This is a genomic window from Pseudomonas sp. 8209, assembly GCF_028682105.1.
Taxonomy (GTDB): Bacteria; Pseudomonadota; Gammaproteobacteria; order Pseudomonadales; family Pseudomonadaceae; genus Aquipseudomonas; species Aquipseudomonas palmensis.
The window spans coordinates 237300-252187 of record NZ_JANIAH010000003.1 but is presented as its reverse complement, the minus strand read 5'-3'; the positions used below and the strand labels follow the sequence as shown (position 1 = coordinate 252187).

At 66.1% G+C, this 14888-nt stretch carries 16 protein-coding genes and 1 pseudogene; 14 read left to right on the top strand and 3 right to left on the bottom strand.

Going from position 1 to position 14888, the window contains the following annotated elements:
• Positions 1 to 10 precede the first annotated feature (10 nt).
• Positions 11 to 625, top strand: a complete 615-nt coding sequence (locus tag NP552_RS07940; RefSeq protein WP_274096621.1) for a TetR/AcrR family transcriptional regulator — start codon at positions 11 to 13, stop codon at positions 623 to 625.
• 142 nt (positions 626 to 767) lie between these two features.
• Here NP552_RS07940 and NP552_RS07935 read toward each other — a convergent pair whose 3' ends face one another.
• The 3 genes from NP552_RS07935 to NP552_RS07925 all read right to left on the bottom strand — a co-directional run bounded on the left by NP552_RS07935 (position 768) and on the right by NP552_RS07925 (position 2462).
• Positions 768 to 1553 (bottom strand): phasin family protein, encoded by a 786-nt coding sequence (locus NP552_RS07935; protein WP_210013900.1) that lies wholly within the window; start codon positions 1551 to 1553, stop codon positions 768 to 770.
• Positions 1554 to 1563: 10 nt separating this feature from the next.
• A complete protein-coding gene (locus NP552_RS07930) occupies positions 1564 to 1986 on the bottom strand; it encodes a phasin family protein (RefSeq protein ID WP_043862156.1) in 423 nt (140 codons plus the stop codon).
• Positions 1987 to 2186: 200 nt separating this feature from the next.
• Positions 2187 to 2462: a polyhydroxyalkanoic acid system family protein gene (locus tag NP552_RS07925; protein WP_043862157.1), complete on the bottom strand. Its 276-nt coding sequence runs from the start codon at positions 2460 to 2462 to the stop codon at positions 2187 to 2189.
• A gap of 125 nt (positions 2463 to 2587) precedes the next feature.
• Here NP552_RS07925 and ubiE point away from each other — a divergent pair, with 125 nt between their 5' ends.
• The 13 genes and pseudogenes from ubiE (at position 2588) to NP552_RS07865 (ending at position 14804) form a co-directional block, all read left to right on the top strand.
• Positions 2588 to 3358 carry a bifunctional demethylmenaquinone methyltransferase/2-methoxy-6-polyprenyl-1,4-benzoquinol methylase UbiE gene (ubiE, locus tag NP552_RS07920; RefSeq protein WP_043862158.1) on the top strand — a complete coding sequence of 257 codons (771 nt, stop codon included), beginning with the start codon at positions 2588 to 2590 and terminating at the stop codon, positions 3356 to 3358.
• Complete coding sequence (locus tag NP552_RS07915) at positions 3358 to 3981, top strand: ubiquinone biosynthesis accessory factor UbiJ (RefSeq protein ID WP_123753317.1); 624 nt, start codon at positions 3358 to 3360, stop codon at positions 3979 to 3981. The genes ubiE and NP552_RS07915 overlap by 1 nt, the downstream gene beginning before the upstream one ends.
• Positions 3978 to 5582, top strand: coding sequence for a ubiquinone biosynthesis regulatory protein kinase UbiB (gene ubiB, locus NP552_RS07910; protein WP_043862160.1), 1605 nt, complete (start codon positions 3978 to 3980; stop codon positions 5580 to 5582). Before NP552_RS07915 ends, ubiB begins: the two co-directional genes overlap by 4 nt.
• A gap of 72 nt (positions 5583 to 5654) precedes the next feature.
• Positions 5655 to 6047, top strand: coding sequence for a phosphoribosyl-AMP cyclohydrolase (hisI, locus tag NP552_RS07905; RefSeq protein WP_043862161.1), 393 nt, complete (start codon positions 5655 to 5657; stop codon positions 6045 to 6047).
• 1 nt (position 6048) lies between these two features.
• Positions 6049 to 6384: a phosphoribosyl-ATP diphosphatase gene (locus NP552_RS07900; RefSeq protein ID WP_043862162.1), complete on the top strand. Its 336-nt coding sequence runs from the start codon at positions 6049 to 6051 to the stop codon at positions 6382 to 6384.
• 23 nt (positions 6385 to 6407) lie between these two features.
• Positions 6408 to 6677: a twin-arginine translocase TatA/TatE family subunit gene (locus NP552_RS07895; protein ID WP_043862163.1), complete on the top strand. Its 270-nt coding sequence runs from the start codon at positions 6408 to 6410 to the stop codon at positions 6675 to 6677.
• Positions 6678 to 6681: 4 nt separating this feature from the next.
• A complete protein-coding gene (gene tatB / locus NP552_RS07890) occupies positions 6682 to 7098 on the top strand; it encodes a Sec-independent protein translocase protein TatB (protein ID WP_043862164.1) in 417 nt (138 codons plus the stop codon).
• Positions 7095 to 7880 (top strand): twin-arginine translocase subunit TatC, encoded by a 786-nt coding sequence (gene tatC / locus NP552_RS07885; RefSeq protein ID WP_043862165.1) that lies wholly within the window; start codon positions 7095 to 7097, stop codon positions 7878 to 7880. Before tatB ends, tatC begins: the two co-directional genes overlap by 4 nt.
• Positions 7877 to 8584, top strand: a complete 708-nt coding sequence (locus NP552_RS07880) for a 16S rRNA (uracil(1498)-N(3))-methyltransferase (RefSeq protein ID WP_043862166.1) — start codon at positions 7877 to 7879, stop codon at positions 8582 to 8584. The genes tatC and NP552_RS07880 overlap by 4 nt, the downstream gene beginning before the upstream one ends.
• A gap of 139 nt (positions 8585 to 8723) precedes the next feature.
• A pseudogene (locus NP552_RS26045) lies at positions 8724 to 9785 on the top strand (methyl-accepting chemotaxis protein); the annotation flags it as partial.
• Positions 9768 to 10640, top strand: a complete 873-nt coding sequence (locus tag NP552_RS26040; RefSeq protein WP_411269358.1) for a methyl-accepting chemotaxis protein — start codon at positions 9768 to 9770, stop codon at positions 10638 to 10640. The pseudogene NP552_RS26045 and the gene NP552_RS26040, both read left to right, overlap by 18 nt.
• 176 nt (positions 10641 to 10816) lie before the next feature.
• Complete coding sequence (locus tag NP552_RS07870) at positions 10817 to 12733, top strand: methyl-accepting chemotaxis protein (RefSeq protein WP_274096619.1); 1917 nt, start codon at positions 10817 to 10819, stop codon at positions 12731 to 12733.
• Positions 12734 to 12872: 139 nt separating this feature from the next.
• Positions 12873 to 14804 (top strand): methyl-accepting chemotaxis protein, encoded by a 1932-nt coding sequence (locus tag NP552_RS07865; RefSeq protein WP_274096618.1) that lies wholly within the window; start codon positions 12873 to 12875, stop codon positions 14802 to 14804.
• Positions 14805 to 14888: the final 84 nt, after the last annotated feature.

Genomic DNA, 14888 nt, shown 5'->3' with positions numbered 1-14888 from the left:
AGAAGAACGGATGAAGACCCGCGACCGTATCCTGGAGTGCGCCCTGCACCTGTTCAATCGTCAGGGCGAGCCGAATGTCTCGACGCTGGAAATCGCCAACGAGATGGGCATCAGCCCGGGCAACCTGTACTACCACTTCCACGGCAAGGAGCCGCTGGTGCTGGGCCTGTTCGAGCGTTTCGAGGAGGAGCTGACGCCCCTGCTCGACCCGCCCCTGGAGGTGCGCCTGGATGCCGAGGACTACTGGCTGTTCCTGCACCTGATCGTGGAGCGCATGGCGCAGTACCGCTTTCTGTTCCAGGACCTGTCCAACCTTATCGGGCGCCTGCCCAAGCTGGCGCGGGGCATGCGCACCCTGCTCAATGCGCTCAAGCGCACGCTGGCGGCATTGCTGGCGAGCCTCAAGGCGCATGGGCAGGTGACCAGCGATACCCGCGCACTGGGGCAACTGGTGGAGCAGATCAGCATGACCTTGCTGTTCTCGCTGGACTACCAGCGGATTCTGGCGCGCGAGGGCGAGGTCGGGATCGTGGTGTACCAGGTGATGATGCTGGTGGCGCCGCACCTGGAGGTGGAGTCACGCCTGGCGGCGGAGCAGTTGGCCTTGAGGTACCTGGAAGGCTGAAGAGCTTCGCCGGCAAGGCCGGCTCCTACAGACGGCGCGCTACCTGTAGGAGCCGGCCTTGCCGGCGATGAGGCCAGCACAGGCACTGCACATAAAAACGCCCGGCACACAGGCCGGGCGTTTTCTGTACAGCTACCTCGAGTCAGGCCTGGCTGGCCGGGCTCGAAGGTGCTGGTGCTGCCGACGCGGCTGGCGCCGCAGTGGCCGCCGGGCTTGGCGCCGGTGCCGCACTGGCACTTGGCGCTGCCGGTTTGGCCGCTGCGGGCTTGGCTGCAGCAGGCTTGGCCGGGGCTTTCTTCACCGCTGGCTTTTTCGCTGCTGCCGGCTTGGCGGCAGGTTTTGCGGCAGGTTTGGCCGCCGCTTTCGCTGCAGGCTTGGCGGCTGCGGTTTTCGCCGCGGCCGGCTTGGCTGCTGGCTTGGCCGCTGCTGGTTTGGCCGCCGCAGTTTTGGCCACAGGCTTGGCCGCCGCTTTCGGTGCTGCCTTGGCCAGTGGCTTGGCCGGCGCCTTGGCCGAGACCGACTTGACCGAGGCACCGGTCAGTTTCTCGATCTGCTTGGTCAGGGTGTCGACCTGCTGGTGCAGTGCCTTGACCTCATTGCGGCTGGGCACGCCCAGGCGCGAGATGGCACTGTTCAGGCGCTTGTCGAAAGCCTCTTCGAGTTCGCTCCACTTGCCCAGTGCGCGGTCTTTCACGTCGCCTACGCGCGAGGTCGCAGACTTGGCACTGGCCTTGGCCGAGTTGACGCTGCCCTTGGCCTGCTTTTCAGCTTTCTCACCGTCCTTGACCAGGGTTTCGAAAAGCTTGCTGCCGTCCTGATCGATCTTGGAGTAGATACCCAAACCAGCCAGCCAGATCTTGCGGGAATACTTTTCGATCCCCCCGACCCAGGAGCTGCTCTCTTTCTCAGTTGTCTTTTTGCCAGCCATCCCGCTCTCCTTATTGTTTGCGTGCGACACGATCGAGCAACAGCGTCAGCTCTTCGAGCTTGGCAGAAAGTGCCTCCACGTCATGTTTAGACGGAATGCCGATGCGATTCAAGGCGCTGGCGACCCGTGTGTCGAAAGCCTTTTCGATTTTATCCAGCTGAACTTCGACCTTGCCCTTCACGCTGCCCAGTTCCTGCCTGGCGGACTGGATCTCGCTGTTGGCGGCATCGAGTTCGTGGTCGAGGCGTTTCTTGCCTTTTTTCTCCACGGTTTCGCCGGCCTTGACCAGCTCCTTCAGGTACTCGGCGCCCTCCTGCCCGACCCGGGTGTAGGCCCCCAGGCCTGCCAGCCAGATCTTGCGCGCGTAGCCGCGCACCTCGCCCAAGGCCTTGCCCGGGGCGTCGTCGATTTTCTTCAGGGTCACTTTGGCCATGCTCTGCACCTCACGCTTGAACGGAAATGGAGTTACGCCCGTGAAAGTTGGGCTTGGGCACAAAGGTAGGGGGAAAAATTAGAATCCTCACCCTAAGGGCAGGATTTGCTGTGCAGCGAAGGCCCCTGTCGCGGGTCAAGCCCGCGCCCACAGGGCCTGCAGTGAACCTGCGGGAGCCGGCTTGACCCGCGACAGCGGTTTCAGGCCAGGGCCTTGTCCAGGGCCCGCTCGATCTCGGCCTTGATCGTGCCGCCCATCATCGACAGCATCATCCCGAGCTTCAACTCCACCCGGATGCTGTCGTCGCCGATATCGATGCTGCCATTGGCACCGCTGCGCCTGACCTCTACCCGGTCACCGTTCCACTGCGCCTTGAGGTCGTACTCGCGGGTCAGCTTGTCCACCAGGGCTTCGGCCTTTTCCCGGGCCGCTGCGCGCCCCAGGCTGTGTTTGCGTTCGACGCTGATCTGGGTCATTCAATCAATCCTGGCTAGAAGGGCATACTCCCATTATGCCCCTGCCTCCGCCTGCGACACACCCCGCCAAGACAAATGCAGCCGCACGCCCTAGAATGGCCAGTAATTTTTTCCGGTGAAGCGATATGAACGACCAGCGCAAAGGCGAACACGCCGAACCCACCACCCACTTCGGCTACAAGGATGTCCCCGAAAGCCAGAAGGCCGAGAAAGTCGCCGAAGTCTTTCACTCGGTGGCCGCCAAGTACGACCTGATGAACGATGTGCTCTCCGGCGGCATGCACCGCCTGTGGAAGCGCTTCACCATCGAGCTGTCGGGCGTGCGCCCTGGCAACCGCGTGCTCGACATCGCCGGCGGCACCGGCGACCTGGCGCGCAAGTTCTCGCAACTGGTCGGCCCCACCGGTCAGGTGGTACTGGCCGACATCAACGCCTCGATGCTCAAGGTCGGTCGTGACCGCCTGCTCGACAAGGGCGTGGCCGGCAACATCGAGTTCGTCCAGGCCGACGCCGAGAAGCTGCCCTTCCCCGACAACCATTTCGACTGCGTGACCATTGCCTTCGGCCTGCGCAACGTGACCCACAAGGACGACGCGATCCGCTCGATGCTGCGCGTGCTCAAGCCGGGCGGCCGCCTGCTGGTGCTGGAGTTCTCCAAGCCGACCAACAAGCTGATGTCCAAGGTCTACGATGCCTACTCGTTCGCCTTCATGCCGCTGGCCGGCAAGCTGATCACCAACGACGCGGACAGCTACCGCTACCTCGCCGAATCGATCCGCATGCACCCCGACCAGGAAACCCTCAAGGCCATGATGGTCGACGCCGGTTTCGACCGCGTCACCTACCACAACATGACCAGCGGTATCGTGGCCCTGCACCGCGGTATCAAGCCCTGATGTTGCTGGCCGGGCTGCTCGCCAGCGTCGAACACGGTCTCAACCGTGTGTTGCGCATGGACAGCACTGCGCTGCCGCGCCTGGCTGCGCTCGAGGGCAAGATCATTGCCATCGACTGCCGCCAGCCGGCGCTGCAGTTGTACATCCTGCCCGGCGATGAAGGCCTGATGCTCGCCAGCCACTGGGAAACCGAGGCCGACTGCACCCTGCGTGCGCCGGCCAGCAGCCTGCTGCAACTGGCCCTGAGCCAGGACAAGCCGGCGGTGCTGCACAGCCCGCAGGTGGAACTCGAAGGCGACAGCGCGGTGCTGCTCGACCTGGTCGGCGTGCTGCAGGACCTGGAGCTGGACTGGGAGTACGAACTCTCGCGCTGGCTCGGCCCGGTCGCCACCCAGATGATCGGCGGCCACCTGCGCAGCCGCGCGCGCTGGACCCGCCAGGGCCTGGCCAGCCTCAACCAGAACCTTGGCGAATACCTGGCCGAAGAGGCCCGCACCCTGGTCGGCCAGCGCGAGGCCGAAGCGCGCTTCGCCGAGCTCGATGCCCTGAAAATCGATGTAGAACGCCTCGAGGCACGCATTGCGCGCCTTGCCCGATCCCTTGAATCCAGCGATAACGCATGAAGCTGCTTGCCGTCCGCCGTCTGTTGCGCATCCAGCGCGTCGTGATCCGCTACCGTCTCGATGACCTGCTGTTCGACCTGCCCCTGCCCTGGTGGCTGATGACCCTGCGTTTCGCCATGCCCTGGCGCTGGCTGCCGCGCAAGCCGTCGCCCCTGAGCCGTGGCGCGCGCCTGCGCCTGGCGCTGCAGGACCTGGGCCCGATCTTCATCAAGTTCGGCCAGTTGCTCTCCACCCGCCGTGACCTGCTGCCCGCCGACATCGCCGACGAGCTGATGCTGTTGCAGGACCGCGTGCCGCCCTTCGACCCGCAAAAGGCCGTGGCGCTGATCGAATCGCAGCTCGGCGCCAAGGTGGGCGAGATCTTCAGCCGCTTCGACGTCGAACCGCTGGCCTCGGCCTCGGTGGCCCAGGTGCACGCGGCGCGCCTCAAGAGCGGCGAGGAGGTGGTGGTCAAGGTGGTGCGCCCAGGCCTCAAGCCGATCATCGCGCAGGACCTGGCCTGGCTGTTCCTGATCGCCCGCGGCGCCGAGCGGGTGTCGGCCGATGCCCGCCTGCTGCACCCGGTCGAGGTGGTCAACGATTACGAGAAGACCATCTACGACGAGCTCGACCTGCTGCGCGAGGCGGCCAACGCCAGCCAGCTGCGACGCAACTTCGAAGGCTCGGAGATGATGTACGTGCCCCAGGTGTACTGGGACCTGTGCCGGCCCAAGGTGCTGGTGATGGAGCGCATCTATGGCGTGCAGGTCACTGACCTTGCCACCCTGGCCGACCAGCGCACCGACATGAAGCTGCTGGCCGAGCGCGGCGTCGAGATCTTCTTCACCCAGGTGTTTCGCGACAGCTTCTTCCACGCCGACATGCACCCGGGCAACATCTTCGTCAGCACCGTCAAGCCGTGGAGCCCGCAGTACATCGCGATCGACTGCGGCATCGTGGGCAGCCTCACCCCCGAGGACCAGGACTACCTGGCACGCAACCTGTTCGCCTTCTTCAAGCGTGACTACCGTCGCGTGGCCCAGTTGCACATCGACTCGGGCTGGGTACCGGCGCAGACCAAGCTCAACGAATTCGAGGCGGCGATCCGCACCGTGTGCGAGCCGATCTTCGAAAAACCGTTAAAGGATATTTCCTTCGGCCAGGTGCTGATGCGCCTGTTCCAGACCGCGCGACGCTTCAACATGGAAGTGCAGCCGCAACTGGTGCTGCTGCAGAAGACCCTGCTCAACATCGAGGGCCTGGGCCGTCAGCTGTACCCTGACCTGGACCTGTGGAGCACCGCCCAGCCGTTTCTGGAGCGCTGGATGCGCGAGCGGGTCAGCCCGAAAAACGTGCTGCAGAACCTGCACAGCCAGGTCGAGCAACTGCCGCACCTGGCCGGCATGACCCGCGACCTGCTCGAACGCATGTCGCAACCGCACCTGAACGACCCGCCGCCACCCTGGCAGCAGCGCGATCGCTGGGCCCTGCGCCTGCTCGGTGCCGGCCTGCTGGCGGGCGGCGCAACCCTCGCCGCAGGTGCCGTGAGCCTCAGCGCCCCGGCAGCCTGGCCGGCCTGGCTGATGCTGGCCGGGGGCCTTTACCTGATCGTGCGCCGATAGCCAGCCTGCTGCGTGGCTGGCACACTAGCAGGTGGCATCGGTGCGGGACCGTGGCCTATTTTGGAGTCGAACATGAAAGACTGGCTGGACGAGATCAACTGGAACAGCGATGGCCTGGTACCGGCGATCGCCCAGGACCACAAGACCGGGCGCGTGCTGATGATGGCCTGGATGAACCGCGAGGCCCTGAGCCTGACTGCCGCCGAGCAGCGCGCCATCTACTGGTCGCGTTCGCGTGGCAAACTGTGGCGCAAGGGCGAAGAGTCCGGCCACGTGCAGAAGCTGCATGAAATGCGCCTGGACTGCGACGCCGACGTGATCATCCTGATGGTCGAGCAACTGGGCCACATCGCCTGCCATACCGGCCGTGAAAGCTGCTTCTACCGCGTGTACGAGAACGGCGCGTGGAAGACCGTCGACCCGGTACTCAAAGACCCGCATGCCATCTACAGCGCAGGACACTGACATGAGCGACACCCTGATCCGCCTGGCCGAAGTGCTCGAATCGCGCAAGGGCGCGGCCCCCGACACCTCGTACGTGGCCAGCCTGTACCACAAGGGCCTGAACAAGATCCTGGAAAAGGTCGGCGAGGAATCGGTCGAGACCATCATCGCCGCCAAGGACGCCGCCGTCAGTGGCGAATGCAGCGATGTCATCTACGAGACCGCCGACCTGTGGTTCCATAGCATGGTCATGCTCGCCGCCCTGGGCCAGCACCCGCAGGCCGTGCTGGACGAACTGGACCGCCGCTTCGGCCTGTCCGGGCACGACGAGAAGGCCGCCCGCCAGCCGTCGGCCTAACGAATTCAATCGAGGATTGCACCATGGGTATTTTTGACTGGAAACACTGGATCGTCCTGCTGGTGGTGGTTGTACTGGTGTTCGGTACCAAGAAACTGAAGAACCTGGGCAGCGACCTGGGCGAATCGATCAAGGGCTTCAAGAAGGCCATGAACGAAGAGGAAGACAAGCCGGAGCAGCCCACCGTACAGCCTGCCCAGCCAACCCCGCCGCCCGCCGCTGCACCGCTGAACCAGCCGCAGACCTTCGATGGCCAGGCGCACAAGGTCGAAGAGCCGACCAGGAAAGAGTGAACACATGTTCGGGATCAGCTTCAGTGAGTTGTTGCTTGTCGGCCTGGTGGCCCTGCTGGTGCTCGGCCCCGAGCGCCTGCCGGGCGCTGCACGTACCGCCGGGCTGTGGATCGGCCGACTGAAACGCAGCTTCAACGCGATCAAGAACGAGGTGGAGCGCGAGATCGGTGCCGACGATATCCGGCGCCAGCTGCACAACGAGCACATCCTCTCCATGGAGCAGGAAGCCCGGCGCATCCTCAACCCGCAATCGGTACAGCCCGATCCGGCGCACACCCCCGGCGCGGAGCCAGCCGCCACCGCCACCGAGGCTGCGCCGGCGCCTGCACCAGAACCTGTGACTGCACCGACACCTGCACCTGCACCTGCCGTCGAAGCAGCACCGCCCACCGAACCGACACAGCCGCCGCGAGCCCCATGAGCGAAATCCCGGAAAACGACCAGCCGATGCCGCTGGTCTCGCACCTTACCGAGCTGCGCACGCGCCTGTTGCGCTGCGTCGCGGTCATCTTCGTGATCTTCGCCGGCCTGTTCGCCTTCGCCCAGCAGATCTACACCCTGGTCTCGGCACCGTTGCGCGCCCACCTGCCGGCCAACGCCACGATGATCGCCACCGACGTGGCCTCGCCGTTCCTCACGCCATTCAAGCTGACCATGATCGTCTCGCTGTTCCTGGCGATCCCGGTGATCCTGCACCAGATCTGGGGGTTCATCGCCCCCGGCCTGTACCGCCATGAAAAACGCATCGCAGTGCCGTTGCTGGTGTCGAGCATCTTCCTGTTCTATGCCGGCATGGCCTTCGCGTACTTCCTGGTATTCCCGCTGATCTTCGGTTTCTTCGCCAGCGCCACGCCCGAAGGCGTGTCGATGATGACCGACATCGCCAGCTACCTCGACTTCGTCATGACCCTGTTCTTCGCCTTCGGCGTGGCCTTCGAGATCCCGGTGGCGGTGATCCTGCTGGTGTGGATCGGCGTGGTCGACGTGAAGTACCTGAAGAAGATCCGCCCCTACGTCATCATCGGCTGCTTCGTGGTCGGCATGGTGCTGACCCCGCCGGACATCTTCTCGCAGACCCTGCTGGCCGTGCCGATGTGGTTGCTGTTCGAAGTCGGCGTGCTGTTCGGCGGGCTGATCCGCAAGCGCAGTGCCCCGGTGCAGGCCGACGAGCCTGACGACCAGCCGCCAGCCACCCAGCCGTGAACCTGCTGCTGCTCGAGGAGGCCGACTTCGTCGCGGCCGACCGTGTGGTGCTGGGCGACCGGCGCTTTACCCACATGCAGGAGATCCACCGCGTGGCGGTGGGCGACACCCTGCGCGTGGGACGCCTGGGGGGGCTGATGGGGCAGGCCGTGGTGCTGCGCCTGGAGGGCCATGAAGCCGAACTGTCGGTCGAGTTCACCCAGCCGCCGCCGGCCAAGCTGCCGCTGACCCTGGTGCTGGCCCTGCCGCGCCCGAAGATGCTGCGCCGGGTGTTCCAGACCGTGGCCACCATGGGCGTGGGCAAGCTCATCCTGGTCAACAGTTACCGGGTCGAGAAGAGCTTCTGGCAAACCCCCTTCCTGGAGCCTGCGGCGATACGCGAGCAACTGGTGCTGGGCCTGGAGCAGGCGCGCGACACCGTGCTGCCCGAGGTGGTGATCGAGAAGCGCTTCAAGCCCTTCGTCGAAGATCGCCTGCCAGCGATTGCCGAGGGTACACTGGGCCTGGTCGGCCACCCTGGCAACCACCCGCCCTGCCCGCGCGCATTGACCGAGCCGGTGACCCTGGCGATCGGCCCGGAAGGTGGCTGGATCCCGTATGAGGTCGAGCTGCTGGGCAAGGCCGGGCTGAACCCGGTACAGCTGGGCGAGCGCATCCTGCGCGTGGAGACGGCGGTCACCGCCCTGCTGGCGCGGTTGTTCTAGCACCGCGTCCGCTGCTGTGCGTAGGACCCGGCCTTGACGGCGACGCCTTTCACACACACCTTCAGTTTTGTGACCCCAGGCCGATGCATTGGCCACAGACCACGCATCCGCCCCCGCCTGACCGCAATGGAGTCACCCCATGTACCGTTGGTTCGCCCACCATCTGGGCAATTTTAGCGTCACGCTCAAACTCGGCATCGGCTTCGGCACCGTGTTGCTGCTGACCCTGCTGATCGCACTCACCGGCTGGCAGGGGCTCAACGGTGTCACCCAGCGCGGCGACACCCTGGGCGAGATTTCCAGGATTCACCAGATCACCCAGGACCTGCGCATCGCCCGCCAGACCTATGAGCACAAACGCGATGCCGCCAGCGCCGACGCGGTAGAGAACGCCCTGGTAGAGCTGGATCGCCAGCTCAAGAACGTGGAACAGCACATACCGCCCAGCGAAAACGGCGACCGCCTGCAACGCCAGAACGAGGCGGTTGCCCAGTACCAGCGCGCCTTCGCCGACCTCAAGCAGGCGGCCCAGGCCCGCGAGGCCAGCCGTGCGACCATGAGCAGCAGCGCGGAAAAGACCGCCGCATCGCTGGATCAGGTAGAGCGCGGGCTGCTGCACGGCGGCGATATCCAGACCTTCAACAGCGCCGTGCAGGCCAAGGCGCTGATGCTGCAGGCCCGCTTCCACGTGCGTGGCTACATCTTCAGCGGGCAGGCCGAACTGCAGCAGACCGCCCTGCAGGCCATCGACCAGGCCCTGAGCGTCATCCGCAGCCTGCCGGCCAAGGTGCCGGCCGAGCATGCCGATGCCCTGGCCGCCGCCACCCAGGCGCTGGCCACCTACCGCAACGCGGTGGAGCAGTTCAGCCAGTCCCAGGCCGCCAATGACGCGGCCCTGCAGCACATGGCCGAACAGGGCACGCTGCTGATCGACCTGAGCCAGCAGATGAGCCGCAGCCTCACACAACTGCGCGACGACGAATCGCAGCACGCCCAGTCGATGCTGGCCCTGGCCACGGCGCTGGCGCTGTTCTTCGGCATCCTCGCCTCGTGGGCCATCACCCGCCAGATCGTCGTGCCCCTGCGCCACACCCTCGGCGCCGTGGACCGCATCGCCAGCGGCGACCTGCGCCACGACCTGCGCGTGGAGCGCAGCGACGAACTCGGCCAGTTGCAGCACAGCATGCAGCGCATGACCGTGAACCTGCGCCAGCTGATCGGCGGTATCGGCGATGGTGTCACCCAGATCGCCAGCGCCGCCGAGCAGCTCTCGGCCGTCACCGAGCAGACCAGCGCCGGGGTCAACAATCAAAAGGTCGAGACCGACCAGGTGGCCACGGCCATGAACGAGATGGCCGCCACCGTACAGGAAGTGGCGCGCAACGCCGAAGAGGCCTCGGAGGCGGCGCAGATGGCCGACCAGCAGGCCCGCGAAGGCGACCGCGTGGTGGGCGAGGCCATCGACCAGATCGAGCGCCTGGCCGCCGAGGTGGAACACTCCAGCGAAGCCATGGGTCAGCTCAAGGCCGAAAGCGCCAAGATCGGCAGCGTGCTCGACGTGATCAAGTCGGTGGCCCAGCAGACCAACCTGCTGGCCCTCAACGCCGCCATCGAGGCCGCTCGTGCCGGTGAGGCCGGGCGCGGTTTCGCGGTGGTTGCCGATGAAGTGCGCAGCCTGGCCCAGCGCACACAGCAATCGACCGAAGAGATCGAGGAGCTGATCGCCGGCCTGCAGAACGGCACCCAGCAGGTCGCCACGGTGATGGACAACAGCCGCAGCCTGACCGGCAGCAGCGTCGAGCTGACCCGCCGCGCCGGCACCTCGCTGGAAACCATTACCCGCACCGTGTCCTCGATCCAGGCCATGAACCAGCAGATCGCCGCCGCTGCCGAGCAGCAGAGCGCAGTGGCCGAAGAGATCAACCGCAGCGTGATGACGGTGCGCGATGTGTCCGACCAGACCAGCGCCGCCAGCGAAGAGACCGCCGCCTCCAGCGTCGAGCTGGCGCGCCTGGGCACCCACCTGCAGACCCTGGTCGCCCGCTTCAGCCTGTAACCCCCCGCCCTGCCGGCAGCGGCGCTGATCGCTGCCGGTGTCCGGCCCCCTGTGGCCGTCGAACAAATAGCGAAAAGTCCTACAGCGTTTGCAGGTCCAGACCTTGGCGCTCCAGCCGATGCGTTCGCATTGGCGCACCCACGGGTGCGTCTGAACCTCGTACCTGGAGAGCCACCATGCTTGTGACGATGAATCGGATGCTGGGCAACCTGAGCATTCAACTGAAACTGGCCCTGGGCTTTGCCCTGGTTCTGTTGCTGACGCTGGGCATCGCCCTGATCGGCTGGACTACCCTGGAAGACCTTGCCGACCGCAGTGACAAGCTCACCGACATCGGGGCGGTGAACAAGGAGATCCAGGATGTGCGCAACCAGCGGCTGGTCTACGAGCGCAACCTTGAGCCTGCCGTCGGCCAGCAGATGGACAAGGAGCTGGACGACGTGGCCGAGCGCCTGGCCTACCTGCAGCGGCGCCTCAACGTGCCGGCCAACCTTGCCCGGGTACAACGCCAGGAAAACACCCTCGACCAGTACCGGCGCACCTTCGCCGAGCTGCAGACCACGGTGCAGGCGCGCCAGCAGGCACGCGACGCCATGGGCAGCAGCGCCGAACGCGCGGTGGCGCTGCTGGCGCCTGTCGGGCAGGCCCTGCGCGAGCGTGCCGACTTCAGCGCCTACGCCAGCCTGGTGACGGTGGACCAGCAGATCCAGCAGGCCCGCTTTCACCTGCGCGGCTACACCTACAGCGGCCGCGCCGAATTCGAGGCACCGGCACTGGCCGCCATCGACCAGGCGGCCAGCCAGCTTGACGCACTGCCCGACAGGCTACCGAGCACCTATCGCGACACCTTGCGTGCCGCCGCGGGGGCACTGGCCGACTACCGCGCCGCCGTGCTCGACTTCAGCGCGGCGCGCAGCGCCAGCGACTCGGCCCTGCAGCACCTGGCACAGCTGGGCGACAGCCTGCTGGCGGTGAGCGACGAGCTGACCCAGTCGCAGACCGAGCTGGTCGACCAGCAGGCCCTGCAGGCACGCTACAACCTGGGCCTGGCGATCGCCATTGCGCTGCTGCTGGGCATCGCGGCCGCGTGGGTGATCACCCGCCAGATCACCACGCCCCTGCAGCAGACCCTGCGCCTGGTCGAACGGGTGGCCGGCGGCGACCTGAGCCAGACCCTGGTGGCCGAGCGACGCGACGAGCTGGGCGAGCTGCAGCGTGCGATGCAGCGCATGACCGTGAGCCTGCGCGAGCTGGTCGGTGGCATCGGCGAGGGCGTGACCCAGATCGCCAGCGCCGCCGAGCAGCTCTCGGCCGTGACCGAGCAGACCAGCAGCGGGGTCAGCACGCAGAAGGTCGAAACCGACCAGGTGGCCACTGCCATGCATGAAATGGCCGCTACCGTGCAGGATGTGGCGCGCAATGCCGAGCAGGCCAGCGAGGCCGCCACCCTGGCCGACCAGCAGGCCGGCGAAGGCGATCGGGTGGTCAGCGAGGCCATCGACGAGATCGAGCGCCTGGCGGCGGCGGTCGACCACTCCGGCGAAGCCATGGCCCAGCTCAAGGCCGAAAGCGACAAGATCGGCAGCGTGCTCGACGTGATCAAGTCGGTAGCCCAGCAGACCAACCTGCTGGCGCTCAACGCGGCCATCGAGGCCGCCCGCGCCGGCGAGGCCGGGCGCGGCTTCGCCGTGGTCGCCGACGAGGTACGCGGCCTGGCCCGACGCACCCAGCAATCCACCGAAGAGATCGAAGGCCTGATCGCCGGCCTGCACCGCGGCACCTCCGAGGTCGCCGGGATTCTGGACAACAGCCGCGAGCTGACCCTGAGCAGCGTCGAGCTGACCCGGCGCGCCGGCACCTCGCTGGCCACCATCAGCACCACGGTGTCGTCGATCCAGGCAATGAACCAGCAGATTGCGGCCGCGGCGGAACAGCAAAGTGCAGTGGCCGAGGAAATCAACCGCAGCGTGATCAATGTGCGCGACGTGTCCGACCAGACCAGCGCCGCCAGCGAAGAGACCGCGGCCTCCAGCATCGAGCTGGCACGCCTGGGGGTTCAATTGCAGGCGCTGGTCGGGCGCTTCCAGCTCTAGGTGGAATTTTCCGCCTGCAAGATGGGAATTTTCCTACAGCATTTGCAGGTCCAGCTTGGCCTCCAGTGGCCGATGAGCACAGGTAGCTGCGCCCGACCCTATCCAGGCGCTACATCCCTCATTTCACTGGAGAACCGTCATGTTCGCACCTTTGTACCGGATGCTTGGCAACCTGAGCGTCAGGCTCAAGCTGGCCCTGGGATTTGCCAGCGTCCTGCTGCTGACGCTGGCGACCACCCTGGGCGGCTGGCATGCACTGAACGAATCCATCGACAGCTCGCAGCGCCTCACCCAGATTGCCGCGATCAACGACCTGAGCAAGGACCTGCGTGCCGAGCGCATCACCTACCGGGTGCTGGCGGACGACGAGAGCAGGCGCAGGATCAGCGCGACCCTGACCGAACTGGAGCGCCTGCTGCAGAGCATGCTGGGGCAGTTCGACGATGCGGCCGACCGCCAGGTGATCACGGCCAATCAGCAGGTGGTCGGCCAGTTCGTGCGCGACTTCGACACCTTGCAGCAGGCCGTCGGCACGCGCCATACGCACGAAACCGCCCTGCGTGAACAGGAGCAGCGCCTGCTCGACGGCATCGACACGCTGGAGCAGAAGACCCTGCTGGGCGAGCGCCAGGGCAGCGAACGGCAGGCCTCGGAGCAGCGCCTGTTCGCAACGCTTGCACGACACATCGAGACCGCCGGCCAGCAAAGCCGCGCCCCGGCCTATACCTTCAGCCCGCTGAGTGCCTTCGAGCAGGTGGGTGCCAGCGCGCTCGGCGCCGCCCAGGCCAGCCTGGCCGATCTGAGGCGCAACCTGCCGCCCAGCGACCTGCAGGCCACTACCGCCGCGCTCGCCAGCTATGTGCAGTTGCTGGACCGCTACCGCCAGGCCGCCATTGCGGTAGAGCAGCTTCAGGGCGGGCTGGAGACCATGGGCAACCAGCTGCGCGATGCCAGTCGCGTACTGACCCGACACCAGATCCAGCTGCGCGACGAAGAAGCCCTCGAGGCACGCAGCATGCTCAGCGTCATCGCCTTGCTGGCGCTGGTACTCGGCAGCCTGGCCGCGTGGCTGATCACGCGCCAGATCACCGAACCGCTCAGACGCACCCTGCAAGCGGCGCAATGCATCGCCAAGGGCGACCTGCGCAGCGACCTGCGGGTATCACGCCAGGATGAGCTGGGGCAGTTGCAGAACAGCATGCAGCAGATGGCCCTGAGCCTGCGCGAGCTGATCGGTGGCATCGGCCAGGGCACCGGCCAGTTGACCGCTGCGGTGGGCGAGCTATCGAGTGTCGCCGAGCGCACCCAGCTGATGACCGGCAACCAGAAGGACGAGACCGACCAGGTGGCCACCGCGATGAACGAGATGGCCGCCACGGTACTGGAGGTGGCGCGCAACGCCGAGTTCGCCTCGGCGGCAGCCACTGCCGCAGACAGCCAGGCGCGCGAAGGCAACCAGGTGGTCAACGACGCCATCGGGCAGATCGAGCAGTTGGCCAGCCAGGTGGAGGAGTCGATCCTGGCCATGCAGCAGCTGGCGCAGGAGAGCGAGCGTATCGGCAGCATCCTGGATGTGATCAAGTCGGTTTCGTCGCAGACCAACCTGCTGGCGCTCAATGCCGCCATCGAGGCAGCGCGGGCGGGCGAGGCCGGGCGTGGTTTTGCGGTGGTGGCCGATGAAGTGCGCGGCCTGGCCCAGCGTACCCAGCAGTCCACCGAGGAGATCGAGGAGCTGATCGGCAACCTGCACAGTGGTACGGCGCAGGTGGTGCACCTGCTCGACAGCAGCCGCGACCTGAGCCGCGACAGCGTCGAACTGAGCCGGCGGGCGGGCGCGGCGCTGGGGCAGATCACCGAGACAGTGTCGAGCATCCAGGGCATGAACCAGCAGATCGCCACGGCCAGTGAAGAGCAGAGCTCGGTGGCCGAGGAGATCAACCGCAATGTGATGACGGTGAGGGATATTGCCGATCAGACGACCACGGCGAGCCAGCAGACTGCGGCGTCGAGCGTGGAGCTGGCGCGACTGGGGGGGCAGTTGCAGACGTTGGTCGGGCGGTTCAGCCTGTAACGGCCTCTTCGCCAGCAAGGCTGGCTCCTGCAGGTGCGGCGAAACCCTGCAGGAGCCAGCCTTGCTGGCGAAGGCCACGCTGCG